The 25,031-nt window shown below is 68.9% G+C and carries 20 protein-coding genes and 1 pseudogene; 11 read left to right on the top strand and 10 right to left on the bottom strand.

Translation table 11 applies throughout. The features are described from left to right. The first annotated feature begins 234 nt into the window (after window positions 1-234). Window positions 235-612, top strand: a complete 378-nt coding sequence (locus P1P75_RS22615; RefSeq protein WP_319258146.1) for a hypothetical protein — start codon at window positions 235-237, stop codon at window positions 610-612. 105 nt (window positions 613-717) lie between these two features. Here P1P75_RS22615 and P1P75_RS22610 read toward each other — a convergent pair whose 3' ends face one another. The 4 genes and pseudogenes from P1P75_RS22610 to P1P75_RS22595 form a co-directional block, all read right to left on the bottom strand. Continuing rightward, window positions 718-1,344, bottom strand: coding sequence for a hypothetical protein (locus P1P75_RS22610; RefSeq protein ID WP_319258144.1), 627 nt, complete (start codon window positions 1,342-1,344; stop codon window positions 718-720). Then, a complete protein-coding gene (locus P1P75_RS22605; protein WP_319258143.1) occupies window positions 1,341-2,390 on the bottom strand; it encodes a TniB family NTP-binding protein in 1,050 nt (349 codons plus the stop codon). Before P1P75_RS22605 ends, P1P75_RS22610 begins: the two co-directional genes overlap by 4 nt. Before the next feature lie 434 nt (window positions 2,391-2,824). Next, a pseudogene (locus P1P75_RS22600) lies at window positions 2,825-3,866 on the bottom strand (transposase family protein); the annotation flags it as partial. Between the two features lie 508 nt (window positions 3,867-4,374). Continuing rightward, on the bottom strand, window positions 4,375-4,974 hold the full coding sequence (locus tag P1P75_RS22595; protein ID WP_319258142.1) for a TnsA-like heteromeric transposase endonuclease subunit: 600 nt from the start codon (window positions 4,972-4,974) through the stop codon (window positions 4,375-4,377). A gap of 302 nt (window positions 4,975-5,276) precedes the next feature. Here P1P75_RS22595 and acnA point away from each other — a divergent pair, with 302 nt between their 5' ends. Both acnA and P1P75_RS22585 read left to right on the top strand, forming a co-directional pair. Beyond that, complete coding sequence (gene acnA / locus P1P75_RS22590) at window positions 5,277-7,994, top strand: aconitate hydratase AcnA (protein WP_319258141.1); 2,718 nt, start codon at window positions 5,277-5,279, stop codon at window positions 7,992-7,994. Between the two features lie 153 nt (window positions 7,995-8,147). Further along, complete coding sequence (locus P1P75_RS22585; RefSeq protein ID WP_319258140.1) at window positions 8,148-8,870, top strand: maleylpyruvate isomerase N-terminal domain-containing protein; 723 nt, start codon at window positions 8,148-8,150, stop codon at window positions 8,868-8,870. A 42-nt stretch (window positions 8,871-8,912) separates the two neighbouring features. Here P1P75_RS22585 and P1P75_RS22580 read toward each other — a convergent pair whose 3' ends face one another. Then, entirely contained in the window at window positions 8,913-9,611 is a 699-nt protein-coding gene (locus tag P1P75_RS22580; RefSeq protein WP_319258148.1) for a DUF2625 family protein, read from the bottom strand. Between the two features lie 366 nt (window positions 9,612-9,977). On the opposite strand from P1P75_RS22580, the gene P1P75_RS22575 reads away from it, so the two are divergent. Both P1P75_RS22575 and P1P75_RS22570 read left to right on the top strand, forming a co-directional pair. After that, window positions 9,978-10,532, top strand: coding sequence for a hypothetical protein (locus P1P75_RS22575; protein ID WP_319258138.1), 555 nt, complete (start codon window positions 9,978-9,980; stop codon window positions 10,530-10,532). Between the two features lie 242 nt (window positions 10,533-10,774). Beyond that, window positions 10,775-11,860, top strand: coding sequence for a lytic polysaccharide monooxygenase (locus P1P75_RS22570; RefSeq protein WP_319258136.1), 1,086 nt, complete (start codon window positions 10,775-10,777; stop codon window positions 11,858-11,860). A gap of 447 nt (window positions 11,861-12,307) precedes the next feature. Here the strand turns inward: P1P75_RS22570 and P1P75_RS22565 are convergent, their stop codons facing one another. From P1P75_RS22565 to P1P75_RS22555, 3 genes are all read right to left on the bottom strand, one after another. Then, on the bottom strand, window positions 12,308-12,586 hold the full coding sequence (locus P1P75_RS22565; protein WP_319258133.1) for a helix-turn-helix transcriptional regulator: 279 nt from the start codon (window positions 12,584-12,586) through the stop codon (window positions 12,308-12,310). Next, window positions 12,586-13,083, bottom strand: coding sequence for a DUF2975 domain-containing protein (locus P1P75_RS22560; protein ID WP_319258131.1), 498 nt, complete (start codon window positions 13,081-13,083; stop codon window positions 12,586-12,588). The genes P1P75_RS22565 and P1P75_RS22560 overlap by 1 nt, the downstream gene beginning before the upstream one ends. Before the next feature lie 146 nt (window positions 13,084-13,229). Then, window positions 13,230-14,249 (bottom strand): acetylxylan esterase, encoded by a 1,020-nt coding sequence (locus tag P1P75_RS22555; protein ID WP_319258128.1) that lies wholly within the window; start codon window positions 14,247-14,249, stop codon window positions 13,230-13,232. A gap of 251 nt (window positions 14,250-14,500) precedes the next feature. Between P1P75_RS22555 and P1P75_RS22550 the strand changes: the two genes are divergently transcribed. From P1P75_RS22550 to P1P75_RS22525, 6 genes are all read left to right on the top strand, one after another. Beyond that, window positions 14,501-15,490, top strand: a complete 990-nt coding sequence (locus P1P75_RS22550) for an ABC transporter permease subunit (RefSeq protein WP_319258125.1) — start codon at window positions 14,501-14,503, stop codon at window positions 15,488-15,490. Then, complete coding sequence (locus tag P1P75_RS22545; RefSeq protein ID WP_319258123.1) at window positions 15,487-16,392, top strand: carbohydrate ABC transporter permease; 906 nt, start codon at window positions 15,487-15,489, stop codon at window positions 16,390-16,392. The genes P1P75_RS22550 and P1P75_RS22545 overlap by 4 nt, the downstream gene beginning before the upstream one ends. Window positions 16,393-16,414: 22 nt before the next feature. Beyond that, the gene (locus P1P75_RS22540; RefSeq protein WP_319258120.1) at window positions 16,415-18,067 is read left to right on the top strand and encodes an extracellular solute-binding protein; all 1,653 of its coding nucleotides are present in this window, start codon (window positions 16,415-16,417) and stop codon (window positions 18,065-18,067) included. After that, window positions 18,064-19,575 carry a xylan 1,4-beta-xylosidase gene (locus tag P1P75_RS22535; protein WP_319258118.1) on the top strand — a complete coding sequence of 504 codons (1,512 nt, stop codon included), beginning with the start codon at window positions 18,064-18,066 and terminating at the stop codon, window positions 19,573-19,575. Before P1P75_RS22540 ends, P1P75_RS22535 begins: the two co-directional genes overlap by 4 nt. 91 nt (window positions 19,576-19,666) lie before the next feature. Continuing rightward, complete coding sequence (locus tag P1P75_RS22530) at window positions 19,667-20,404, top strand: hypothetical protein (protein ID WP_319258116.1); 738 nt, start codon at window positions 19,667-19,669, stop codon at window positions 20,402-20,404. Further along, entirely contained in the window at window positions 20,401-22,464 is a 2,064-nt protein-coding gene (locus P1P75_RS22525) for a beta-galactosidase (protein ID WP_319258113.1), read from the top strand. The genes P1P75_RS22530 and P1P75_RS22525 overlap by 4 nt, the downstream gene beginning before the upstream one ends. Here the strand turns inward: P1P75_RS22525 and P1P75_RS22520 are convergent. Together P1P75_RS22520 and P1P75_RS22515 are read right to left on the bottom strand one after the other, a co-directional pair. Beyond that, complete coding sequence (locus tag P1P75_RS22520) at window positions 22,410-24,401, bottom strand: alpha-glucuronidase (protein ID WP_319258110.1); 1,992 nt, start codon at window positions 24,399-24,401, stop codon at window positions 22,410-22,412. The two genes, P1P75_RS22525 and P1P75_RS22520, sit on opposite strands and share 55 nt — an antisense overlap. A gap of 45 nt (window positions 24,402-24,446) precedes the next feature. Beyond that, entirely contained in the window at window positions 24,447-24,638 is a 192-nt protein-coding gene (locus P1P75_RS22515; RefSeq protein ID WP_319258107.1) for a DUF397 domain-containing protein, read from the bottom strand. Window positions 24,639-25,031 lie beyond the last annotated feature (393 nt).

Genomic DNA, 25,031 nt, shown 5'->3' with positions numbered 1-25,031 from the left:
CCACCACGGACTCGCAGCGGCCGGATCCCCGGCGCGCGGCCACGGGGCGCGTGGCCGCGCGCCGGGGATCCGGCCGCTGCGAGTCCGTGGTGGCGTGGCGCGGCGGTGTCCTTTGTCAGCGAAGTTAGTCGGTGAGGTGCCGCGTGACCTCGGCGGACTAAGTTGAGTGTCAAACGCCTGGCGTAGCCTCCGCCGACAGTGCTGCTGGTCCGCGGAACTGCCTATGATTTGGGCATGTCATCCCTGAGTGTCGGTCCGGACCCGCGTTCCGGCGATGTGCCTGATCGACGGATCCCTTCCGGGGTGGACCGCGCGATCAGGTGGTTGGCGTTGTGGTGGATGACCAGTCCCCTCATCTTGTTCACCCCGGCGATCGCCCGTGCGATGGGGTTTCCCTGGGTGATGGAGGAGTTCGGCAGCATCTTTTGGTGGGCCGCTCCGACCAGCGCGATGGTCGCGCCGGCCACGGGGCTCGTGGTGGCGCGCATCGGACGTCGGCAGAAGGCCCTCCGGCGCTTCGTCATCATGGCAACACTGTCCAGCGCGCTGGTCCTCGCCGCCTGGGTCTTCGGCGTACTGCTCGCTGAGTGTCCTGATGGCTATCACTGCTAGGCCACCTGGCTTCTATGGTCGTGCGTGCGGCGTCGGCGGGCCTTCTCGCGGCAGCGCTTGGAACAAGGTCGGGACGAGAGTGGGCTCGCTTTTTTTGCCGGTTCCTCATGGCTGCGGGTAGCGCTTCATGTGACGACCGCGGTGGACGTAGTAGAGCAGGGACGAGTAGGAGACGGAGTAGTCGTGCTCGTCCATCAGTTCCGCCCAGATGGCTCTGCCGCGAACCCCTCGGGCGAGCATGTCGTCGACCAGGCGGATGACGGGGACCATGACCGGGTCCTTGCGGAGCTTCACTTCACGATCAGCGGGCCGTGCGGTGTCCAGCACGAGCCGGATTGTCCGCTGCGGGACCTCGTAACGGTCAGCCAGCGCACGGACGGTCATGGTCCCGTCGCGGGCGTCATCGGAGATGAGGTAAGTGAGTTCACCACGACCCGGGAACAGTTCCTTGCCTGGGTAGCGGGGGTTGGGCTTGGCGCGTCCTCGGGGCGAGCTTGCGTCCGCGAGCGCGCGTTCCAGCACCTCGGGAGAACGCCCGGCGGCGTCGGCGAGCCGGTCCAGGAGGGGTTTGCCGGACCAGAATGGCGGCCCGCAGAGATATCCGTGCAGATAGCTGGGCTTGAGGTGATTGGCGCGGGCGAGACGCCGGATGAAGGAGTCGGTTTCCTCACCGAGTCGCGGTGCGATCTGGACGGGCAGCCGGGCCAGCCGGCCCGGCAAAGACCCGGTCATAGGGTGGCTGCCTGCTTCAACGGCTTCGCCGTGGTCTCCGCCGCATGGTCCAGGGGGATCGCGTCGATCCCTTCCTTGGTCACGCGTTCTGTGCCACTGAGGATCGCGTCGATCGCGGCCCCTCGGATCGCGTGGGACAACGCGCCGATCCTCCCGGCAGTCCGGTTATGGAGGTAGCGGTCCAGCTTGACCAGGCTCCCCGGTGGGTGGTCGTGCAGGAGCAAGGTCTCCTCCATAGTCGCCACGAGCCCCTTCCACTCGTCGCCGTAGGGAAACGGGCGGGTGGGGACGAGGGTAAAGCGGCCCGCGATTTGGGCTCCCCGGGTGCCGGCCAGAAGCTCGCTGGTCTCCAGGCCGATGCCTGCGTAGACGAAAGTGGCAGGGATGCGCTCGGAGAAGTACTTCAAGGTGTCGGAGACCTCACCGCCGGCCCGGGTGACCTGCGAGATGTTGTGGATTTCGTCGACGAGCACGAGACCGGTGCGGGTATCAGTGCAGACACCGACGACGGCCTCGGTGATGTCCGTCATGTTCGACCGGGCCCGGACCGGAAGGCCCAGAAAGCGGGCGAACTCGGCTGCAACCATGCGGGCGGTCGCGGCGGGAGGGACCGTGATGTAGAGAACGGGAATGCGGTCGGCGACGTTGGGGTGGCGGGCCCGATCGAGGAGTTCATGGGCGCGCCCGAGCTGGGTGATGGCGCTGGTCTTGCCCGTTCCGGGAAGCCCGGAGACCATCAGGCCGCGGCGGGCGCTGATCGCGTGGCGGTTGAGCAGGACCAGCCGACGGCCGCAGACCACGGTCTTCTCGACGAACGAGGTAGCGACCACGAGCATCCGGGCATGGTGGTCGAGCCGGTACTCGTCGTCGAGATCCCGCTCGGTCTCGGACAGCCGCTTCAGTTCGCCGGCAGACAACAGAACCGGGGGTGCGGGCGGGTCCTCGATGGATTTCCGCCATCCCTCCAGGGTGGTCAACTGCCGGTTGGCTTCGGCGTCGATCTCGCCCAACGCGACCTGTTGGGATGCCGGGTCGGAGATGGTCACGTGCGCCTCCAAGGGTTGGCCAGGGATCGAACAGGCCCAGCGGGATGACCTTCGCCACCTCGGTGTCCGCATCGTCAGGCACGGGCTCGACGTCCGAGGAGTCAGGGCTCGGCCGGGCTATGGGAGATCCACTACGACCCCTACGACGTCTCCCGCATCTGGGTACGCGACCGCCGCAGCGAGCCGGCCCGGTGGATCACGGTGTTCTGGAAGCACCTGCACCGCGTCGGCGTCCCGTTCGGTGAGATGGCCTGGGACCACGCCCGTGAATAGGTGCCCGGCGGGAGCGAAGAACAGATCGCCGATGCTGCCGCTGCCCTGCTGCGGCGGGCTCACGACGGCCCTGCCACGGAAGCAGACCGGCCAGCCAAACGCTCAAAGCGAGACCGGCGGATCGCCGCCCGCACCCGGGCCACCGCCACCGATCACTCGCGAGCGTCGTAGGTGCGGTGATTGATCCGGATGCCGTAGGCGTTGATCGCCTGCCAGCGTTCGGGCAGCAACTCGATGTAGTCCTCGCCGCTGAGCGGGGCCGGAACGTAGCCGCACGACTCCAGCAGCGTCGCGTACTTCTCGTTTGGCGAGAACGCCCGTTTCGGTGAGTCCGGGTCCCGTAGTGCATCGTGCGGCCGGTTCTGTCAGACGGCGACGGTCCACTCCTCCAGCAAGCTCTGCAACTCGGGCAAGGACCACAGTGGCCCGTTCTCCAGCCCCCGGCCCCGGCGGTCCACTGACCGGCCGGTGTAGCCCGCGACGAACTGCGCGAACAGCGTCGCCACCGAACCCAGCGTCTTTTCGATCGCGCCCTTCTCGAAGGGTGATGCCTTGTGCGTCGGCTGAAGGCTGATGCCCAGGTAGCGGCAAGAGGCGCGGAAGTTGTTCGAGATGAAGACTTTCCCGTGGTCGCAGACGATCGTGTCCGGCACGATCACCGGCTTGGCAGCAGCGTGCTCCAGTCGCTCGTCCAAGGCCAGCAGCCGCCGGTGTGGCATCGCCGACCGCGACATCCGAAGGGCTTCTGACCAGCTAGGACGCATCGTCTCCGGGGTGATGCTCCGGGCCAGGAGGGCAGAAGCGTCGGCTGCCTTCGTCGTCGGTCGCAGCACCACAGCCGCCAGTGACCTGGTCGCCAGGTCGATCATGGCCGTCAACTCGACCTTCTCGGCAATGCCGTCGTCCAGTCGCACCAGGACGTCCAGCGGTGTGGAGTCGATCTGCATCCATTCGCCCGGCGCGCAGGCGGGCACCTCCCCGAACGGGCCGGTCGGACGCGCGTTCACCGAACGGCGCGTGGTTGCCGAGCCTGTCGCGTGCGTGCCGGCCGCCAGCCTGTCGAACAGCCGGTAGAGCGTGCGCTCAGACGGCATCGACACCTTCCGCGTCCTCATGTGCGTTCAGGATCTGGGTCGCCCGCCAGACCACGAAGCCGATCGTCTTCGACGACGCCTCGGCGGTCTCCTCGATCGCCTCCCGCATCGCCTCGACCACCGCCGGGGCGACCCGGCCGAACGACGGCATCTGTTTGGCCGACCGGCCGTCGGCCAGTCCGACCAGCCCGTCGCGCTGGTAGCGCTGGCGCCTCTGCTTGACGCCGCTGGCCGTCATCGCGTGCCCGGCCGCCGTTAGCTCGGCGGTCTTGGCCCGCTCCCGTTGAGCCAGCGAGTTCCGTTCCGGATCGAACTCCGGCCGTGGCGCCGTCCCTGCTGGAGCATCCGGCGGTAAGCCGTCCAGAACCTCCAGAATGTGCGTCTCCCACCAGCGGGCCTGTTCAGCGGCGCTCTCCGGGAATTCCGCGATCCTGCCCGTCGGAGGCACCCGTCGCACTTTCCCCGTCACCGTCCACCTCCGTCCGCCAGGCGCACGATGGTGGACGCCCCCAGCAACTCGACCGCCAGTCCCTCGGCGGCCACTTCCTGGAGCCAGAGAAGATGGAACAAGGCAGGCAGCGTCTCAAGCCGGTCGCCGGCGGCATCGGCTCCGATCATCAGCGGGACCGGGCCGAGAGAGCTGCCCGGAGCCGGTTCACGACTGGTCCGCGCAGGCACCGAGGGTGCCGGTAGCGCGACAGCCACCGGACATTCGCCAGCAGCACCGCCTCCGGCGTCCCGACCCGCTCGAAGCCCCATCCCGCCTGGCCGCAGGCCAGGCGGGTGACCTCGAACGCCTCCGCGTCCTTCGCCTCGATCCGTTCATCAGCGCGGACATCGACGACCACCGCCGAGCCGTCCGTGTGGCGTACGAAGTAGTCCGGAGCGTGCCGACGCTCCCGCTCGCCGTCGTGCCAGTGCAGCCAGAACGGTTGCGAGGCGATCCCCACCACCTCAGGATCGAAGTCCATCAGCAAAAGCCGGTCCCGCTCCAGCCACGATTCGAAACCGACGTGCTGCCCGGTCGTTGCCGCCCAGTACCAGCCGGAGAAGTGACGCTCACCGCGTGACCAGCGAAACGGTCGTACGGCGGCCACGTCCTCGAACCGGGCCGTCACACAGTCCAGCAGCGGACGCCGCTGACGCTCGCGTACAGCATCCACGTACGACAGCTCGACGTACGGCTCCGCAAGCTCCACCCCGACCCGTACGGCCACTCAGCACCCCCAGCGCGTTACCTCGTACGACTAGGTTCGCTGTCAAGGAAGCCGGAACGACTGGGTTCGCTGTCAAACGACTCGATTGGATGACAGCGGTCAGGCGGGCCCGGGCATGACCAACGAGCGCCCATGTACTAGAGTTATCTCGACATCGAGATATCTGCCGAGGCGCACCGCAGCCGCACGTACCGCCGGTCTCGCAGTAAGGGTGACCTAACTTAGCCTGACCTTAGCGGATCGGCAAAGCCCGCGTGACGGCAGGATGCGGTGGAACGCGCACATCAATGAAGGAGACTGTCGTGTCGGCGAACAGCTTCGACGCCCGCAGCACGCTGCCGGTGGGCGACGAGTCGTACGAGATCTTCCGGCTGGACAAGGTCGAGGGCTCCGCGCGCCTTCCCTACAGCCTGAAGGTGCTGCTGGAGAACCTGCTCCGCACGGAGGACGGCGCGAACATCACCGCCGACCACATCCGCGCCCTCGGCAACTGGGACTCGCAGGCCCAGCCCTCCCAGGAGATCCAGTTCACGCCGGCCCGCGTGATCATGCAGGACTTCACCGGCGTGCCCTGTGTCGTCGACCTCGCCACCATGCGTGAGGCCGTCAAGGAGCTGGGCGGCGACCCGGCGAAGGTCAACCCGCTCTCCCCGGCCGAGCTGGTCATCGACCACTCGGTCATCGCCGACAAGTTCGGCACGAACGAGGCCTTCGCGCAGAACGTCGAGCTGGAGTACGGCCGCAACAAGGAGCGCTACCAGTTCCTGCGCTGGGGCCAGACCGCCTTCGACGACTTCAAGGTCGTCCCGCCGGGCACCGGCATCGTCCACCAGGTGAACATCGAGCACCTGGCGCGCACGGTCATGGTCCGAGGCGGCCAGGCCTACCCCGACACGCTGGTCGGCACCGACTCGCACACCACCATGGTCAACGGCCTCGGCGTCCTCGGCTGGGGCGTCGGCGGCATCGAGGCCGAGGCCGCGATGCTCGGCCAGCCGGTCTCCATGCTCATCCCGCGCGTCGTCGGCTTCAAGCTCACCGGCGAGCTGCCCACCGGCACCACCGCCACCGACCTCGTCCTCACGATCACCGAGATGCTGCGCAAGCACGGCGTCGTCGGCAAGTTCGTCGAGTTCTACGGCGAGGGCGTCTCCGCCACCTCCCTCGCGAACCGCGCCACCATCGGCAACATGTCGCCGGAGTTCGGCTCCACCGCCGCGATCTTCCCGATCGACGACGAGACGCTGAAGTACCTGCGCCTGACCGGCCGTGACGAGCAGCAGGTCGCGCTCGTCGAGGCGTACGCCAAGGCGCAGGGCCTCTGGCTGGACCCGAAGGCCGAGCCGGACTTCTCCGAGAAGCTCGAGCTGGACCTGTCGACCGTCGTCCCCTCGATCGCCGGCCCGAAGCGCCCGCAGGACCGCATCGTCCTCGCGAACGCCGCCGAGCAGTTCAAGACGGACGTCCGCAACTACGTCGACTCCGTGGACGAGGCCGGCCAGGAGTCCTTCCCGGCCTCCGACGCCCCGGCCGTCAGCCCGAACGGTTCTCCGTCCAACCCGGTCACCGTGACCGCCCCCGACGGCTCGACGTACGAGATCGACCACGGTGCGGTGACGGTCGCGGCCATCACCTCCTGCACCAACACCTCCAACCCGTACGTCATGGTCGCCGCCGCGCTCGTCGCGAAGAAGGCCGTGGAGAAGGGCCTGACCCGCAAGCCCTGGGTCAAGACCACCCTTGCCCCGGGTTCGAAGGTCGTCACCGACTACTTCGACAAGGCGGGCCTGACCCCCTACCTCGACAAGGTCGGCTTCAACCTCGTCGGCTACGGCTGCACCACCTGCATCGGCAACTCCGGCCCGCTGCCGGAGGAGGTCTCCAAGGCCGTCAACGACCACGACCTCGCGGTCACCTCGGTGCTCTCCGGCAACCGCAACTTCGAGGGCCGGATCAACCCCGACGTCAAGATGAACTACCTGGCCTCCCCGCCGCTGGTCGTCGCGTACGCCCTCGCCGGATCCATGAAGGTGGACATCACGCGCGACGCCCTGGGCGCCGACCAGGACGGCAACCCGGTCTACCTCAAGGACATCTGGCCCACCGAGGCCGAGGTCAACGACGTCGTGGCCAACGCCATCGGCGAGGACATGTTCAACAAGTCCTACCAGGACGTCTTCGCGGGCGACGCCCAGTGGCAGGCGCTGCCGATCCCGACCGGCAACACCTTCGAGTGGGACCCGCAGTCGACCTACGTGCGCAAGCCCCCGTACTTCGAGGGCATGACGATGGAGACCACCCCGGTCTCCGACATCACGGGAGCGCGCGTCCTGGCCAAGCTGGGCGACTCGGTCACCACCGACCACATCTCCCCGGCCGGCGCCATCAAGGCCGACACCCCGGCCGGCAAGTACCTCACCGAGCACGGTGTGGAGCGTCGTGACTTCAACTCCTACGGCTCGCGCCGGGGCAACCACGAGGTCATGATCCGCGGCACGTTCGCCAACATCCGCCTGCGCAACCAGATCGCGCCGGGTACGGAAGGCGGCTACACCCGCGACTTCACCCAGGACGGCGGTCCGGTGTCGTTCATCTACGACGCCTCGCGCAACTACATCGAGCAGGGCATCCCGCTGGCCATCCTGGCCGGCAAGGAGTACGGCTCCGGCTCGTCCCGCGACTGGGCAGCCAAGGGCACCGCGCTGCTGGGCGTCAAGGCCGTCATCGCCGAGTCCTACGAGCGCATCCACCGCTCGAACCTCATCGGCATGGGCGTCCTGCCGCTCCAGTTCCCGGAGGGCCAGTCCGCCGCCTCCCTCGGCCTGACCGGCGAGGAGGCCTTCTCCTTCACCGGCGTCGAGGAGCTGAACAACGGCACCACGCCGCGCACGGTCAAGGTCACCACCGACACGGGCGTCGAGTTCGACGCGGTCGTCCGCATCGACACCCCCGGTGAGGCCGACTACTACCGCAACGGCGGCATCATGCAGTACGTGCTGCGCAGCCTGATCCGCAAGTAGGCGGGCAAGCGGTTCGGTAACACAGGCGAGGGCCGTTCCCCCGGTGACGGGGGCGCGGCCCTTCGCCGTGTGTGGCCGGAAGGGCCCTTTGCTGCTGTGGCCCTACGAGCCGCCCCCGGCAACTGCCGACGGGGCCGTTGATACGGTCCGGCCATGCCTGAAACACGTGCAGCAAGCGGTTCCACCAGCGGTGCAGCAAGCGGTCCTGCAAGCGGTCCTGCAAGCGGTTCCGCAACGAGTGATCCCGTCACCGCGGACGACGTCGCGTACGCCGTCCGGCTGGGCGTGACCGCCCTGCGCGGGGCGGACCCGTCGCGCTGGGACGCCAAGGCCGGCTCCCTGGAGTGGACCTGCTGGGAGACCGTCGAGCACCTCGCCGACGACCTGTTCTCCTATGCCGCCCAACTGGGCCCGCACAACCCGCCGTCGGACACTCACGTGCCCTTCGCATGGAGCCGGAAGAAGCCGGGCGGTCCGGCGAACGTCATCTTCGCCGACCCCGCCGCCGGCCCGGCAGGCCTGTTGCAGGTCCTGGAGGCGTGCGGCACCCTGCTCACGGCCGTCGTGCGGACCACGCCGCCGGCGGTACGGTCGCACCACGTCTTCGGCCTGGCCGACCCGGAGGGCTTCGCCGCGATGGGCGTCGTCGAGACGCTGGTGCACCTGCACGACGTCACCGAGGGACTGGGCCTCGACTGGGAGCCCGACGCGGACCTCTGCGGCCGGGTGCTGAGCAGGCTCTTCCCGGACGCCCCGACCGGCACTCCCCGGTGGTCCACCCTTCTCTGGGCCACCGGCCGCGCGGAACTCCCCGGTCACCCCCGCCTCACCTCATGGCGCTGGTACGGCGCGCCCGCCGGGGAGCGGCAGCGGTAACGGACCGGAAAACGAAACGCCGATGGGTTCCCCGGCCGGGGCTCACACCTCGCCGAGGAACCCCGGGTCCGCAGGGCCCATACCGCGGGCGAAGTCGGCGGCGACTCCGAGGATCTCGCGCATCGGCACCGCCCGACGGCTGGTGGCAGCGAGATCGGCGTGCGCCTCCTCGGTCCACAGGAAGGGGAACACGGAGATGCCCTCCGCGCGGCTCAGGGCCGCGGCCTCCTCGCGCCAGCCGGGCGGGCGCAGTCCGTCGTAGAACATGTCGAGCCGCCCGGACAACAGCCAGGCCACCCATCCGGAGTGGCCCATGTCCATGGCGTCCCACACCAGTGTCTCGGGGGCGAAGTACGTCATCTGCCTGGGACCCCCGGGCCGGCCCGCGGCGGCCGGATCATGGCCGTTCAACGCGAACACCCCGCCCAGGACGTCCTGGCCCACGACGAGGCCGGTCGCGGGATGCCAGGCGGGGTCGGCAACAGCGGGAAAGCGGTTGACCCGGGCCAGGCTCGGCAGCCCCCCGTGCGTCGGTGAGCCGCCGCCGAACACCCGCACCCACCCTCCGTCGAGCACCCGCCCGCCACAATTGAGGGCCAGCGCGCCCAGCGTCGAACGTGCGGTGACCTGCAACTGCACGAGGCACCGGCGCCCTTCCTCGGAGTGGGGGGCCAACACCCGCACGGACACACCGCTCTCCGTGAACGCCTTCTGAAGCTCTGGCCAGGCCGGGTCGTCCACCCGAGTCAATTAGTCGATCTCCCGCATGGGGACATGGTCCCCGCACCGCCACACCGGGATGCGCACCGGTGAGTGCCTGCGGAGTTGTTCTGAGAACTTCTGAGCACGGGGGCAGCGCGTGCGGCCGCTCGTCACGGGCGCGACGCAGGTCGGCCAGCACGTCGTCGAGCGCCGAGCGATCCCAGCAAGGCGGATGCCGGATGCCGGACGCTGTTCGGCGCGGCGACTGCGGCGGGTCCGGCGACCGCGGCTGATACGGCGGTTGCGGCGACCGTCGCTGGCACGGCGAATAGTGTGACCACAGCGCATACTTCGAGCGCGACCGACCACAGCGACCCAGCGAAGACGTTGACACCGGGGGAGACCATGAGCCGGCCACTGCTGTTTCTCGACGTGGACGGACCGCTCAACCCCTATGCGGCAAAGCCGGAGAGGCGCCCCGAGGGCTACACGACACTGAGGGTGCCCCACACCCCCGGCCTCTCGGAGGAGTGGCGCGGTCGCACGTCCAGTCGGCGTCTCCTGCGGGTCTGGCTGAACCCGGAGCACGGGCCGTCCCTGCTCCGGCTCGACTACGAACTGTGCTGGGCCACCACTTGGATGGCGACCGCCAACCGGTGGATCGCGCCGGTGCTGGGTCTTCCCGAACTCCCCTTCGTCGGCTTCGGTGATGCTCTGCTGCAGGACCGCCCCGACGGGGTCCACTGGAAGACCGGCCCTCTGGTCGAGTACGCGAACGGCTGCCCGTTCGCCTGGGTGGACGACGAGCAGGGGGATCTCGACCAGGCGTACGTGGCCGCTCACCATCGAGGGCCGGCGCTTCTGCACCACGTCGATCCGCGGTTCGGTCTGCGCGAAAGCGATTTCCGAGACCTCGCCGACTTCAGCCGTTCCGTGGGCGTTTCGCCGACCGCCGGATGAGCCCAGCGCCTCTGCCGGGCTCTCGATTCCGGGCAACAGCGCTGATTCCGTTTACAAGTCAGCCTGACAGCGCTATCTTCCGGCACAGGTGAGGTGGGAGCGCTCCCATACGGTGGACCGGAACCCGCCGGGTGTCGCTCCCGCCTCAACCCCTCCCTTTCGCAGTCGCGCCGCGCCCGCACCCGCATCGCACCCGCACCGTTCCATGCCCGCACGGTCCGTACATGGAAGGACGGACGCCCATGCGAGACATCAAGAATGTCATGATCACAACAAGAGCGAGGGCCAGGTTACGTACCCGGGCCCTCCTCCTTGTCCTCCTCTCCCTCCTCGCCACCCTCCCCGCTGTCGGACTCATCGTCACGACCGGCGGCAAGGCCGAGGCACACGGCACCCCCATGAAGCCAGGCAGCCGGACCTTCCTGTGTTGGCAGGACGGGCTGACCGACACCGGTGAGATCAAACCGATCAACCCTGCTTGCAGAAACGCGCAGCAGGTCAGCGGGACCACGCCGTTCTACAACTGGTTCTCCGTGCTTCGCTCCGACGGCGCCGGCCGCACCCGGGGCTTCGTACCCGACGGCCAGCTGTGCAGCGGCGGAAACACCAACTTCACCGGTTTCGACGCACCCCGCAACGACTGGCCGCTCACCCACCTCACCTCTGGTGCGAACGTCGACTTCTCCTACAACGCCTGGGCCGCCCATCCGGGGTGGTTCTACGTCTACATCACCAAGGACGGCTTCGACCCCACCCAGGCCCTCACCTGGGACGCGATCGAGGACCAGCCGTTCCTGAGCGTCGACCACCCGCCGCTCAACGGCAGTCCGGGCACGGTCGAGGCCAACTACGCCTGGAACGGCAAGCTTCCTGAAGGCAAGTCGGGGCGGCACATCGTCTACATGGTGTGGCAGCGCTCGGACAGCGCCGAGACCTTCTACTCCTGCTCCGATGTCGTCTTCGACGGCGGCAACGGCGAGGTAACCGGTATCCACGAGCCCGGCAACCCGACCGAGCCCGTCCCCGGCACCTGCACGGCGACCCGCAGGACGACGGGAAGCTGGAACGGCGGTTACCAGTCCGAGGTCACCGTCACCAATTCGGGCGACGTCCCGATGCTCGGTTGGATGGTCGACTGGACGCTGACCACCGGCCAGAAGATCGACAGCCTCTGGAACGGGAACGCCACCTACAACGGCCAGGCGGTGATGGTCCACAACGCCAACTGGAACGGCTCCTTGAGTCCGGGCCAGAGTTCCTCGTTCGGTTACGTCGTCGCGGGACCCGGCGGTGACAGCACCACGACCCTTCCCTGCCGGGTCGGCTGAGTCGTCCCACCACTTCGCGCTGGAAGCAGAGACCCGGAGCCCCTGCCCGGAGCTACCGGAGGCACAGCGCCGGCGGATTCTCAGAGCTGCTGGATTCTCAGGGCTGCTGGATTCTCAGAGTCGGAGTCTCCGGTGCCACCGGTCCGTCAGCTTCGCCGGAACGCAGGGGAACGTAGGGAAACGTAGGGAAACGCGCCAGGCCGTAACGGGTCCACCCGTCATGGCCTGGCGCGCTCAGGGCCGGCAGGAGGTTGCCGGGCCCACCGCCGCCTCCGGCCACAGTCCCGGCGCGCTCAGGGTCGCCGGGAGGTTGCTGGGCCCACCGTCGCCGCGGATGCGTGACCTCATCAGCTGTCTCCGACAGCCCAAGCTCCGGCGACAGCCCCGGCGCGCTCGGGGCCACCGGGAGGTTGCTGGGCCCACCGTCGCCGCGGATGCGTGACCTCATCAGCCGTCCCCGACAGCCCCAGCTCCGGCGACAGCCCCGGCGGCCCCAGCAGCGCTCTCCGCCTCGGCTTCGTCCCCGGCCTCCCAGCGCAGCAGATCGCCGGGCTGGCACTCCAGCACCTCGCAGAGGGCGGCGAGTGTCGAGAAGCGCACCGCCTTGGCGCGGCCGTTCTTGAGGACCGCCAGGTTGGCGGGTGTGATCCCGACGCGTTCCGCGAGTTCGCCCACGGACATCTTGCGTCTGGCCAGCATCACGTCGATGTCGACGACGATCGGCATCAGATCACCTCGGAGAGTTCGGCCCGCATCCGCGTCGCCTCCACGTCGCGGGCCACCGCCTGGGCGAGCAGCATGCGCAGCACGAGCACGATGAGCGCCACGCCCAGGATCGCCATGACGGCGCCACCGATCAGCAGGACGACTCCCGGGGCGACGGCCTCGCCCGGTGCCAGCAGCACCCCGAGCGTGAACATCAGGAGGGCGGCCGCCACGAACGCGCCGATCACGATGTGGACGTACCGGAAAGCGGCGTGGGAGAAAACGGTTCCTCGCCGCACCATCGTCACCAGGCGCCATACGCAGACCAGGACGACCTGTGCGGTCACGATGCCCAGGATGACCGTCACCAGGAACGCGGCGGGCGGGTAGGCGAGTTCGGTGTCGGCGTCGTCCAGATCCCTGCCCAGCAGCGGGACCATCACCGCCTGCACGAACACCGAGCCGGTCAGCAACGCCACGATCACGCCACGCAGTGCGAGCACGGTCAGTCTTCCCATGATCTTTCCTTCCATCGGCGCATGGACGATCATCAATCGACCCGCGATGGAAATCTATCGAGTTTCGATAGATAGGGCAAGTGGATGACCGTGCCGGCCTACCTTCACCGGCTGCGGGAAGTTTCCACACCACGCCCCCCGCTCCCTCAGGGCTGTCCGGATCTGTCATCAGTCGGTCGATCCGAGAACACCTCGCGCAGCCACACCAGTTGCCGTCCCACCTGCTCCGCCTCGCCCCCCTCGTGACCGTTGTACGCAAACGCGTACATCGCCTTGCGCACGTCCTCGCCGCCCAACTCCCCGTACCGGTTGAACGCCGCGTACGTGCCACTCGGGGGGCAGATCGTGTCGCGCAGGCCCGTGCCGAAGTGGGCGGGTGCGTGGGCGCGGCGGGCGAAGGAGATGCCCTCGACGTGGGCGAGCGTGCGGTACGCGGCGCGTTCCGCGCCCCGGTGGACGGAGAGATACGTGACGATCTCGCCGTAGGGGCCCGCGTCGGTGAGATCGAGCGCGCGCCGGATTCCGCACAGCAGTGGCGCGGTGACCAGGACCGCCGCCAGGTCGGGGACCAGCCCCGCGACGGCCAGGGCGAGTCCGCCGCCCTGGCTGTTGCCGACGGCGGCCACGCGCGCCCCGTCGACGCCGGGCAGCGCACGGACGGCCGTCACCGCGCGCACCGCGTCCGTGATCAGCCGCCGGTAGTGGTAGTCGCGCGCATCGAGCAGGCCGCGCACGGCGGGGCCGGGACCGCCTGGCGCGGTGGCGTGCGGGTCCGGGGTCGCGCCGCCGTTTCCGTACTGGTCGCCCTGGCCGCGGTTGTCCATCAGCAGGTGCGCGTATCCGGCGTTCACCCAGGTCAGCCGCTCGTGGGGGAAACCGCGACCGCGGCCGTAACCGACGTACTCGACCACCGCGGGCAGCGCGTCGCGGACACCTGCCGGCCGGCTGAACCAGGCCCTCACGGGGTCCCCGGCGAAGCCCCGGAACGTCACGTCCCAGGTCTGCGTCAGACGCAGGCCGGTGTCGACAGGACGCACCGACACCAGCGGCTCCCGCTGTCCGGCCTCCTTCAGGGTGTCCGCCCAGAACGCGTCGAAGCCGGCGGGCTCGTCGATGTCGGGCCGGTGTCGCTCCAGCTCCGGCAGGGGCAGGTCGAACGCGGGCACGGGCGGCCACCTCGCAGATCGTCGGCGATCGTTGCGTACATCCGCCAGAAAATTGCGGAGGACGTGGACAGTCAACTACCCCGTTCTACCCCGCCCGTTGTCTGTTGCAACGCCCCTTCATCCCCTCCACTCCGCGGTGCACCACCCATTGACAGCGCTTTCCGTGTGCCCTTACGTTGCCGCAGAGTTACCGGTAAGGGCACGAAAGTTTCGAGACCGCTTGTTTCGAATGACGTCCCGGGAGGCCGAGCATGAGCACCTCCGCCCCATCGGCACCACCTCCAGAAACCCAGGAACCGCCGCCGAAGACGAGACATGGTCCCGCGCGCCGCCCCGCGCGACGCGGCTCGTGGCGGGCGCTGCGCCGTGACTGGCAGTTGTACTCGCTGGCCGTGCTGCCATTGCTCTTCTTCCTGGTCTTCCGCTACCTGCCGATGATCGGCAACGTGATCGCCTTCCGCCGCTTCGAGCCGGGCGGCTCCCTCCTCGGCGAGCACTGGGTCGGGCTGCGGTACGTGCAGATGTTCCTGTCCGACCCCACCTTCTGGCAGGTCTTCCGCAACACGTTGTGGCTCGGCGCGCTCACCCTTGTCTTCTGTTTCCCGATCCCGATCGTGCTTGCCCTGCTGCTCAACGAGGTCCGCCGTACGTCACTGAAACGGTTCGTGCAGTCGGTTTCCTACCTTCCGCACTTCCTGTCCGTCGTGATCGTCGCCGGTATCACCATGCAGATGCTCGCCACCGACGGACCGGTCAACCACATGCTGGGCTGGTTCGGCCAGGAACCGACCCGGTTCATCCAGGAACCCGAGTGGTTCCGCACGATCTACGTCGGCTCCGAGATCTGGCAGACCGCGGGCTGGGGCACGATCCTCTACCTCGCCGCACTCACCACCATCGACGACGACCTGTACGAGGCAGCGCGCATCGACGGCGCCAACCGCTGGCAGCAGATCTGGCACGTCACGCTGCCCGGCATCCGCCCCACCATGATCACGTTGTTGATCCTCAACATCGGCACGTTTCTCGCAGTCGGTTTCGAGAAGATCCTGCTGCTCTACAACCCGCTGACCTATCCGACCGCAGACGTGGTCTCCACGTACCTCTACCGCACCGGCGTCGAGTCCAACAGCTTCAGCTACGCGGCCGCGATCGGCCTGTTCGAGGCGATCGTCGGGCTGGTGCTGATCACCTCCGCGAACCAGTTGTCGCGCCGCACGGTGGGGACGAGCCTGTGGTGAGCCTCCTGACCCCGCGCCCACGCACCTCGGTCGACCAGCCGACGCGCGGCTACCGGGTCTTCCAGGGGATCAACGGCGTGATCCTCACCGTCGTGGTCGTCGTGACCCTCTATCCCTTCATCAACATCATCGCCCGCTCCTTCAGCGGGGAACGGCAGATTCGCGCCGGTGAAGTGACGCTGTGGCCCAAGGGGTTCGACCTCACGACGTACCGCATCGTCTTCACCGACGACGTCTTCTGGCGCGGTTACGGAAACACGCTCTTCTACACGGTCGTCTCGACCGCAGTGGCGATGGTCCTGACGACCTGTTATGCCTACGTCCTGTCGAAAAGGCACCTCAAGGGGCGGAACGTCCTCGTCGGCATCGCCGTGTTCACCATGTTCTTCTCCGGCGGGCTGATCCCGAACTACGTCCTGATCACCAGCCTCGGGCTGAAGAACTCGGTCTGGGCGATCGCCCTGCCGAACGCGATCAGCGTCTTCAACCTGCTGGTGATGAAGGCCTTCTTCGAGAGTCTGCCCACCGAGCTGGAGGAGGCCGCCGAGATCGACGGCCTGAGCACCTACGGCACCCTGCTGCGGATCGTGCTTCCGCTGTCCAAGGCGGTCATCGCGACCATGGTGCTCTTCTACTCGGTGTCCTACTGGAACTCCTGGTTCCAGGCCTTCCTGTACATGGACCGGGCCGAACTGATGCCGGTCACCGTCTACCTGCGCAACCTCATCGCCGGCGCGACCGGCGCCACCAACGCGGGCGCCACCACCGAGCAGGGCAGCCAGGTGGCCGCCAACATCCAGGCGGTCACGATCGTGCTCACCTCGCTGCCGATCCTCTGCGTGTACCCGTTCGTCCAGCGCTACTTCGTCTCGGGCGTGATGCTCGGCGCCGTCAAGGGCTGACCGCACCAACAAAGGAGTATCCGTGAAGAACCAAGGGCAACTGTCGCGGCGCCAGATCCTGTCCGCGGCGGGATTCATCGGCCTCGCCACCCTCACGGGCTGCGGCAGCGGCGACGACGGGGGCGACAACAAGGATCTGTCGAAGAAACAGGACGGCGCGATGAAGCAGTACCGCGTCGGCGACCAGTTCAAGGCGGGCAAGGCCCTGTCGTTCTCCCTCCTCCACAACAACATGCCCAACTACCCGCTGAAGCAGAGCTGGCTGTTCTGGAAGGAGCTGACCAGGCGTACGGGTATCACGCTCAAGGCCACCACCGTCCCCGCAAGCGATTACGACAAGAAGCGCAGCCTTCTCATCGGCGCGGGGGACGCTCCGCTGCTGATACCCAAGACCTACCCCGGCCAGGAGACACCGTTCGTCTCCTCGGGCTCGGTGCTCGCGGTCAGCGACTACGTGCACCTGATGCCCAACTTCCAGGACAAGGTCAAGAAGTGGGGCCTGCAACCCGAGGTCGACTCCCTGCGCCAGTCGGACGGCAAGTACTACCTGCTGCCCGGCCTGCACGAGAAGGTCAAGTCGGGCTACTCCCTGTCCCTGCGCACGGATGTCCTCGACCGGCTCGGCCTGGCCCTGCCCACCACCTGGGACGAGGTGTACACGGTCTTCCGGGCGCTCAAGGACGAGTACCCCGACCGCTACCCCTTCTCCGACCGCTGGAGCGCCCCGCCGAACTCGGCGGGGGCCCTGCTGGGCTACCTCGGCCAGGCCCACGGTGTGCGGGCCGGATGGTCGTACCTCAACGCGAGCTGGGATCAGGCCGAGAGCCGGTACGTCTTCACCGGCGCCACGGACGCCTACCGCCAAGTCGTCGCCTACCTGCACAAGCTGGTCGACGAGAAGCTGATGGACCCGGAGAGCTTCACCCAGACCGACGACGACGCGGTGAAGAAGCTCCTCGCGCAGCGGTCCTTCGCCATCAGCGCCAATCCGCAGGAGCTGGTCCAGAACTACCGCTACAACCTGCAGCGCCAGGTAAAGGGCTCGGCGATCGAGATGGTGCCCGTGCCGCTCGGCCCGGCAGGCCCGGTGGTGCTGGGCGGCGCCCGCCTGGAGAACGGCCTGATGATCTCCAGCGAGGCCCTCAAGAGCGACAACTTCGTCGCCCTGGTGCAGTTCGTGGACTGGCTCTGGTACTCCGACGAAGGCCAGCGGTTCTCCAAGTGGGGCGTGCGGGACGTGACCTACACCGAGTCCGGCGGCCGCTACCGGACCAAGGACGGCATCACCCTCATGGGCTCCGACCCGGACGCCCCCAAGGACCTCCAGCGCGACTTCGGCTTCTTCAACGGCGTCTTCTCCTACGGCGGCAGCTGGGCCCTCGTCTCCTCCTCCTTCGGACGGGACGAGCAGAGGTTCCAGGACGCCATGGCCCAACGCGAGCCACTGCCCGTCGACCCCGCCCACCCCCTCCAGTCGGTGGAGCAGGAACAGGCCACCCTCTGGGACACCCCGCTCAAGGACCATGTCTTCCAGAACACGCTCCAGTTCGTTCTCGGTAAGCGTTCTCTCGACGAATGGGACGACTACGTCTCCGAGTTGAAGGCCAAGAACATGGACCGGTACATCGACCTCCACAACAAGGCCTACGAGCGTTTCAAGAAGGAGCACGGATGATCCGCGTCCCCGGGACGGCGAGCGCCCGGTTCTCCGACGCCTGGCGCCACTGTGTCGGCACCGGCCGAATCGAACTCGCCCTGCGCCGCGACTACCAGGACTCGCTCGCCCTGCTCCAGCGCGACATCGGTTTCCGGCACATCCGCGGCCACGGGCTGCTCAGCGACGGCATGGGCGTCCACCGCCCGTACGACCACGGGGGCGCCCGCCACGTCCACCACTCCTTCACCTACGTCGACCAGGTCGTCGACGCCTATCTCGCCGCCGGGATCAGCCCCTTCCTCGAACTCGGTTTCATGCCCGCCGAACTGGCCTCGGGGGAGCAGACGGTGTTCTGGTGGCGGGGCAACGTCACCCCGCCCCGCTCCCACCGCGAGTGGGCCGGATTGGTCCGCGCCACGCTGTCCCACCTCGTCGAGCGCTACGGCATCGACGAAGTGCGCACCTGGCCGATCGAGGTGTGGAACGAACCCAACCTGGCCGACTTCTGGCAGGGCGCCGACGAGAAGGCGTACCACGAGCTGTACGAGGTGACCGCGCGGGCCGTGAAGGAGGTGGACGCCGATCTCCAGGTGGGCGGCCCCGCGATCTCCCCGGGCGCCGACGACTGGCTGGTCCGGTTCGCCGAGTTCGCCGAGGCCCGCGAGGTCCCCGTCGACTTCGTCTCCCGACACGCCTACACCTCCGGGCCGGCCCATCACGTGCCCTTCGGGGTCCACCAGACCCTGGACCCGGCGACCGCACTGCTGGAGCAGTTCGCCGCCCCGCGGCAACGGCTTGCGGGCACACGTCACGCCGGACTCCCCGTGCACATCACCGAGTTCAACTCGTCCTACCGCCCCGACAACCCCATCCACGACACGGCTTTCCACGCCGCCTACCTGGCACCGGTGCTGGCTGCCGGGGGCGATCTCGTCGACTCCTTCTCCTACTGGACGTTCAGCGACATGTTCGAGGAGACCGGCGTCCCCACCGCCCTCTTCCACGGCGGCTTCGGGCTACTCACCCACCGGCAGGTGCGGAAACCGACGTACCACCTGTACGCCTTCATGGCCCGGACGGGGCCCGAGCTGCTGGCGCGTGGCGACGACCACCTCGTCACCCGCCACCCCGACGGTCGGGTCACCGTCCTGGCCTGGGCGCCCGTCGACGCGACCGGCGAGACGCCCGGCCCGGACCGGCATGAACTGCACCTGTCCGTCCCCCTCGGCGCCAGGGGCGAGGCATTCCTGCGACGGTCGACCGTCGACGAGGAGCACGGCAACGCCTACACGGCCTGGCGGCACATGGGCAGCCCGCGCTCGCCGAAACCGCGGCAGCTGGACGTCCTGCACGAGGCCGCCGAGCCCGCCCGCCACCACGGCCGCCTGCCCCTGGAGGACGGCCGCGCCGACCTGCGCCTCACCCTGGCCCGCCACGAGATCACCCTCGTGGAACTCACCCCGCTCACCGACGAGACCCCACCCTGGTGGGACGAAGGCCGTCTCCTCGGCGGGGAGGCCGAGTGACCCCGGTCCGCACGGACCTCGCCGGGCCGGCACCCCACGGGCACCGAGCCCCGAGCCCCGAGGCGCCGGAAGCCAGCCCCGGGCAGGCCACATGACCACCGCCAGTACCACCTCCGGTACCTCCGCCCGCACCAGCACCGCCCGCACCACCACCATCCACCCCGCCGATTTCGGAACCGGTTACCTCTCCCGCGCCGCCGCCCTCCTGCACACCCTCCTCACCGTCGAGGCGCTCCTGCTCGCCACCACCGCCCCCGGCCTCCTCGGGCTGCTCCTCCTCGGCCCGAGCCCCGCCAACCTGCCCCTCGCCGCACTCTGCCTGCTGCCCCTCGGCCCGGCCGCCTCCGCCGCGGTGTACGCCCTGCACCACCGCAGCCGCGATCTCACCGACCTGCACCCGGCCCGCGTCTACCGGCGCGGACTGCGCCTCAACTCACTCGCCGCACTGCGGCTTTGGGCACCTCTGCTGGCGTGGCTGACCGTGATCGCCTTCACGCTCACCCACTTCACCGCCACCGGGCTGCCCCGCTGGTGGGCGGCACTGCTCGCGGTGATCGGCGTGGCCTCCCTCCTCTGGGGCGCCCACGCACTGCTCCTCACCTCCCTCTTCACCTTCCGCTCCCGCGACACCGCCAGCCTCGCCGCGTACTTCCTGCTCCGGCACCGTCGTACGACTCTCGCCGCCGCCTCCCTGCTCGTGCTGACCGGTGCCATGACCGCCCTGCTGACCGAGGCTCTGTCCGCCCTGCTCGCCGCCCCGTCGCTGCTCTCCCTGCTGTACGCCGGCCGCCCGGTGATCGTCGAGGCCGAGGAGGACTTCACCCCATGACCCCGACGAGTCCCAAGATCCCCTACGGCGGCGACTACAACCCCGAGCAGTGGCCGCAGGAGGTCTGGGACGAGGACCACCGCCTGTTCACCCGTGCCGGGATCGACACCCTCACCGTCGGCGTCTTCACCTGGTCGGTCACCCAACCCGCCGAGCACATCCATGACTTCACGGTCCTGGACCGAGTGCTGGACCGGGCCGGGGCGGAAGGCCGCCGGGTCTGCCTGGCCACCGGCACCGCCGCCCTCCCGCCCTGGCTGGCGAAGAAGTACCCCGAGGTCAACCGCACCGACTTCGAGGGCCGCCGGCACCGCTACGGCCAGCGCCACAACTTCTGCCCCAGCTCACCCGCCTACCTCCGCCTCGCCACCGCGATGGCGAGCCGTCTGGCGCAACGCTACGGCCGGCATCCCGCGCTACTGGCCTGGCACGTCAACAACGAGTACGGCGGCGCCTGTTACTGCGACCTCTGCGCCGAAGCCTTCCGCGGCTGGCTCCGCGAGCGACACGGCACACTCGACGCCCTCAACCAGGCATGGTGGACCACCTTCTGGTCGCACCGATACACCGAATGGGACCAGATCGAGCCCCCGAGCGCCCTCACCGAGCACTGGCGGGGCCCCGACCACACCGCCTTCCAGGGCATCACCCTCGACTACCGGCGGTTCATGACCGACGCCCTGCTCGGCTGCTTCACCGCCGAGAAGGAGGCGATCCGCGCACACGATCCGGCCACCCCCGTCACCACCAACCTCATGGGCCTCTACCGCCCCCTGGACTACCACCGCTGGGCACCCCACCTGGACTTCGCCTCCTGGGACAACTACCCGCCCCTCGACGCCCCGCCCACCCGGCCGGCCCTCGCCCACGACCTGATGCGCGGTCTGAAGGACGGCGCCCCCTTCTGGCTGATGGAACAGACCCCCTCCACAACCGCTTGCCGAGACGTCAACCCCCTCCGCAGACCCGGCGAACTGCGCCTGGCGACCTGGCAGGCCATCGCCCACGGCGCCGACGCCGCCCTGTACTTCCAGTTGCGCGCCTCACGCGGTGCCTGCGAGAAGTACCACGGAGCGGTCATCGGCCACGCGGGCCGCGACGACACCCGCGTCTTCCGAGAGGTAGCCGCCCTCGGCGAGGAGTTGGCACGACTCGGCGGCGCCACCCTGCGCGCCCGCACTCCCGCCCGCACCGCCCTCCTCTTCGACTGGGACAGCTGGTGGGCGCTGGAGATCTCCGACGGCCCCTCCCGACCGGTCCGCTACGCCGATGTCGTCCACGCCTACTACCGGGCCGCCCGTGAGGCGGGCGCCGACGTGGACGTCGTCCCGGTCACCGCCGACCTGACCCCCTACGATGTCGTCCTCGCCCCCGTCCTCCACCTGATCAAGGACGACCTGCCCGAGCGCCTGACGGAACTGGCCCGACGCGGCGGAACCGTTCTCGCCACGTTTCTCACCGCCCGCTCCGACCGACACGACCGGGCCTTCCTCACCGATGTGCCCGGCCCCCTGGCCCCCCTGCTGGGCATCCGCGTCGACGAATGGGACGCCCGTCCGCAGGACGTCGTACAGCCCGTGCGCATGGGGGAGTCGACCTATGCGGCACGCCTCGTCTTCGAGATCGTCCAGCCGACGGGTGCCGAGCCGGTCGGCACGTACGGCGCCGACTTCTACGCGGGTACTCCCGCCGTCACCCGGCACACCGTCGGCGTGGGGGAGGCCTGGTACGTCGCCACGGCCCTCGATCAGCCGGGTGTCGACCACGTCGTGCGCCGTGTCCTCGCCCGCCACGACCTCATCGGCCCCTACGCCGGCCAGAGCGCCGTCGAGACGGCGACCCGGATCACCCCCGACGGCACCGGTCTGCTGTTCCTCCTCCACCACGCCACGACGACGGCCCGGCTCACCGCCCATGCCGCCGCCACCGACCTCCTGACCGGCGAACGGGTCGACGAAGGCGATTCACTGACCCTCGGCCCGCTGGACGTGGCGGTCCTGCGCCTTCACCAGATCGTCCGCCCCCGCGCGTCCGCCACCCCCGACTTGCGCAGGAAGTAGCTGTTGATCTGATCGCGCCACTCACGGGCACCGCGCACCTGCTCCTCGTACCGCTCCGCCACCCGCGCATGACGCTCCGCCCCGACGAGATCCGCGAGCGAGGCCCACACCCGGCGGGCCTCCTCGACCTCCTCCACACCCTCGAAATGCGTGTCGTAGATGTGCTGGATCACCGTTTTCCCGGAGTGCAGGACATGCGAGTACGGCACATGGTGGAAGAACAGCAACAGCTCGTCCGGGCAGGTGGCCGGTGACTCGTAGATCCCGGCCCACGGCGCCGCGTACTGCGTTGCGTAACCGGTTCCCGTCCCCGCGCTCCGGTCCACACCGATCCCGTCCCGGTCCGCGAAGTGGTACGTCCCCCACGGGCTGTACTCGTAGCCGTCCACGCTCGGCCCGTAGTGGTGACCCGGCTGCACCATGAACCCCACCCCGAGCGGCGCCGTGTACTTCTCGTACGTCCGCCACGAGCCGCGCAACAGTGAGCGCAGGCCCTCGGCCGGCCGCTCGGGGGCCGATGGGAAGGTGAGGGCGATCCACTCGTCCAGCACCCGGAGCGGGTCCGCGGAGGGCTGCCAGGCGAGCCGCCCGAAGGTGTAGAGGTTGGCCTGCGCCAGAGGATGCCCGGTCCAGTACGGGTCGTCCCCCACGTTCGACACCGCCACCAGTCCACCATCCGCCAACTCGCCCACGGCCGCCCCCTCTTCGCCCGCCGGCCGGAACCGCAGCACCTCGCTCCACATCGGCCCGAGCCAGCACACGTGCCGCTGCTGCCCCGTGTACTCCTGCGTGGCCTGCACCTCCACCGCCAGCCGGGTGCGCGGCATCGCCCCGAAAACAGGAGAAACCGGTTCCCGGACCTGGAAATCCATCGGCCCGTGCTTCACCTGGAGCACCGCATTGTCCGCGAACTCCCCGTCCAGCGGCGCGAAGTGGTCGTACGCGGCACGCGCCCGGTCCGTCGAGCGGTCCCGCCAGTCCTGCCGGTGGTCATAGACGAACGCCCGCCAGTGCACCGTCCCGCCGTGCGCAGCGAGCGCCGAGGCCAGCATGTTCGCCCCGTCCGCGTGCGAGCGGCCGTAGGTGAACGGACCCGGCTGGCCCTCCGAGTCCGCCTTCACCACGAACCCGCCGAAGTCGGGGATCGCCGCGTAGACCCGTGCCGCCACCCCCGACCACCACTGCCGCACCGCCTCGTCCAGCGGATCGGCGGTCGGCAGCCCGCCGAGGACGACCGGCGCCGCGAAGGTGACCGACAGATGCGTACGGACGCCGTACGGCCTCAACGCCGACGCCAGATCGGCCACTTCGCCGAGACGGTCGGTCAGCAGCCGAGCCTCGCTCGCGTGCACGTTGACATTGTTGACGCAGACGGCGTTGATCCCGCACGCCGCGAGCAGCCGGCCGTACGCCCGGACCCGTTCCAGCTCGCCGCGCGCCCGCCCGTCACGCCAGAACAGTGAGCCGCCCGCGTATCCGCGCTCCACCTGGCCCATGACCGGATGCACGTCCACGTTGTCCCAGTGGTCCAGCATCCGCAGTGCCACGGCCGGACGGTGCTCCTCGGCCGGACAATCACCTCGGAAAGCGGTTTCGCCGAGCCGCACCACATGGAACAGGCCGTACAGCAGGCCGCGTCGGCCGGACGCCGTCACCGTCGTGCGAGCGCCCTCACGCCCGTACGCGAACCCTTCGTCCCCCCACTCGCCGTCCGCCACCACGTCCAGCACGAGGTCGTACCCGGCGTCGTCCGAGCCATCCCGGACAACCTCGCCCCCGAACAACCCACACGCCCGAGCGACTTCACCGTGCACCGTCTCGACGAGCGGACCGGATCCGCGGATCAGCGTCCGCCGCTCACCCAGCGGCCGGAACACCTCCACCGGCAGCCAGGCCGGGTCGACCCCGTCGGGCAGAACGGGCACGGGATGCGGCATGAACCCCTCCGGGGTAGGCGACGGCGTGTACCCGGCAGCTTCTCTTCACACGCGCGAGTCGGACGCCAGCGTCGTGAACGCGGACCGGGCGTCGCGGGAGACGGCCAGGGACTGCCTCCGGGTGTCCTTCGAGTCCCGGACGAGAACGGTCTTGGGGCACACCGCGACCTCTACGCAGTTGCCGCCGCCACCGCCGCTGTAGCTGCTCTTGAACCAAGCCGGTTCGGTGGTCCTCATAGCGCTCCTCGCATCTGCTCCAACAGGCTCGCGGCGACTTGATGACCCAGAGCCTGCGAGCGCATCCTGCCATAGCGCTGAAGCATGGCGCTTGCGGCTTTTGTGTCGGTGACGAGCATGCTGCAGTCATGCGCTTCCACACAGCCGACCCAGCGATTCTCTACGGTCTCAGCGAGGTAGAGAGGCCCCTCGAAGTCGGAGTGATCCTCCTGAAGCCGGGGCATGACTTGAATCTCAGTACCTCCTCCGACCCGTCCAGCAGGTCCCGGGGCGGGCACCGCTTGCCCTGTTCGATCTTGGCGATGTACGCGACCGAGTACCGCACCAGCGGCGCGAACTGCTCCTGGGCAGGCGGATCCCCCTGCCGTCCGTCCCTTTAAACAAACTCCAACC

Origin of the sequence: Streptomyces sp. ID05-39B (genome assembly GCF_033794725.1) — a bacterium.
In the GTDB taxonomy this organism is placed as follows: domain Bacteria; phylum Actinomycetota; class Actinomycetes; order Streptomycetales; family Streptomycetaceae; genus Streptomyces; species Streptomyces bobili.
This window is presented reverse-complemented; position numbering and strand designations above follow the sequence as displayed.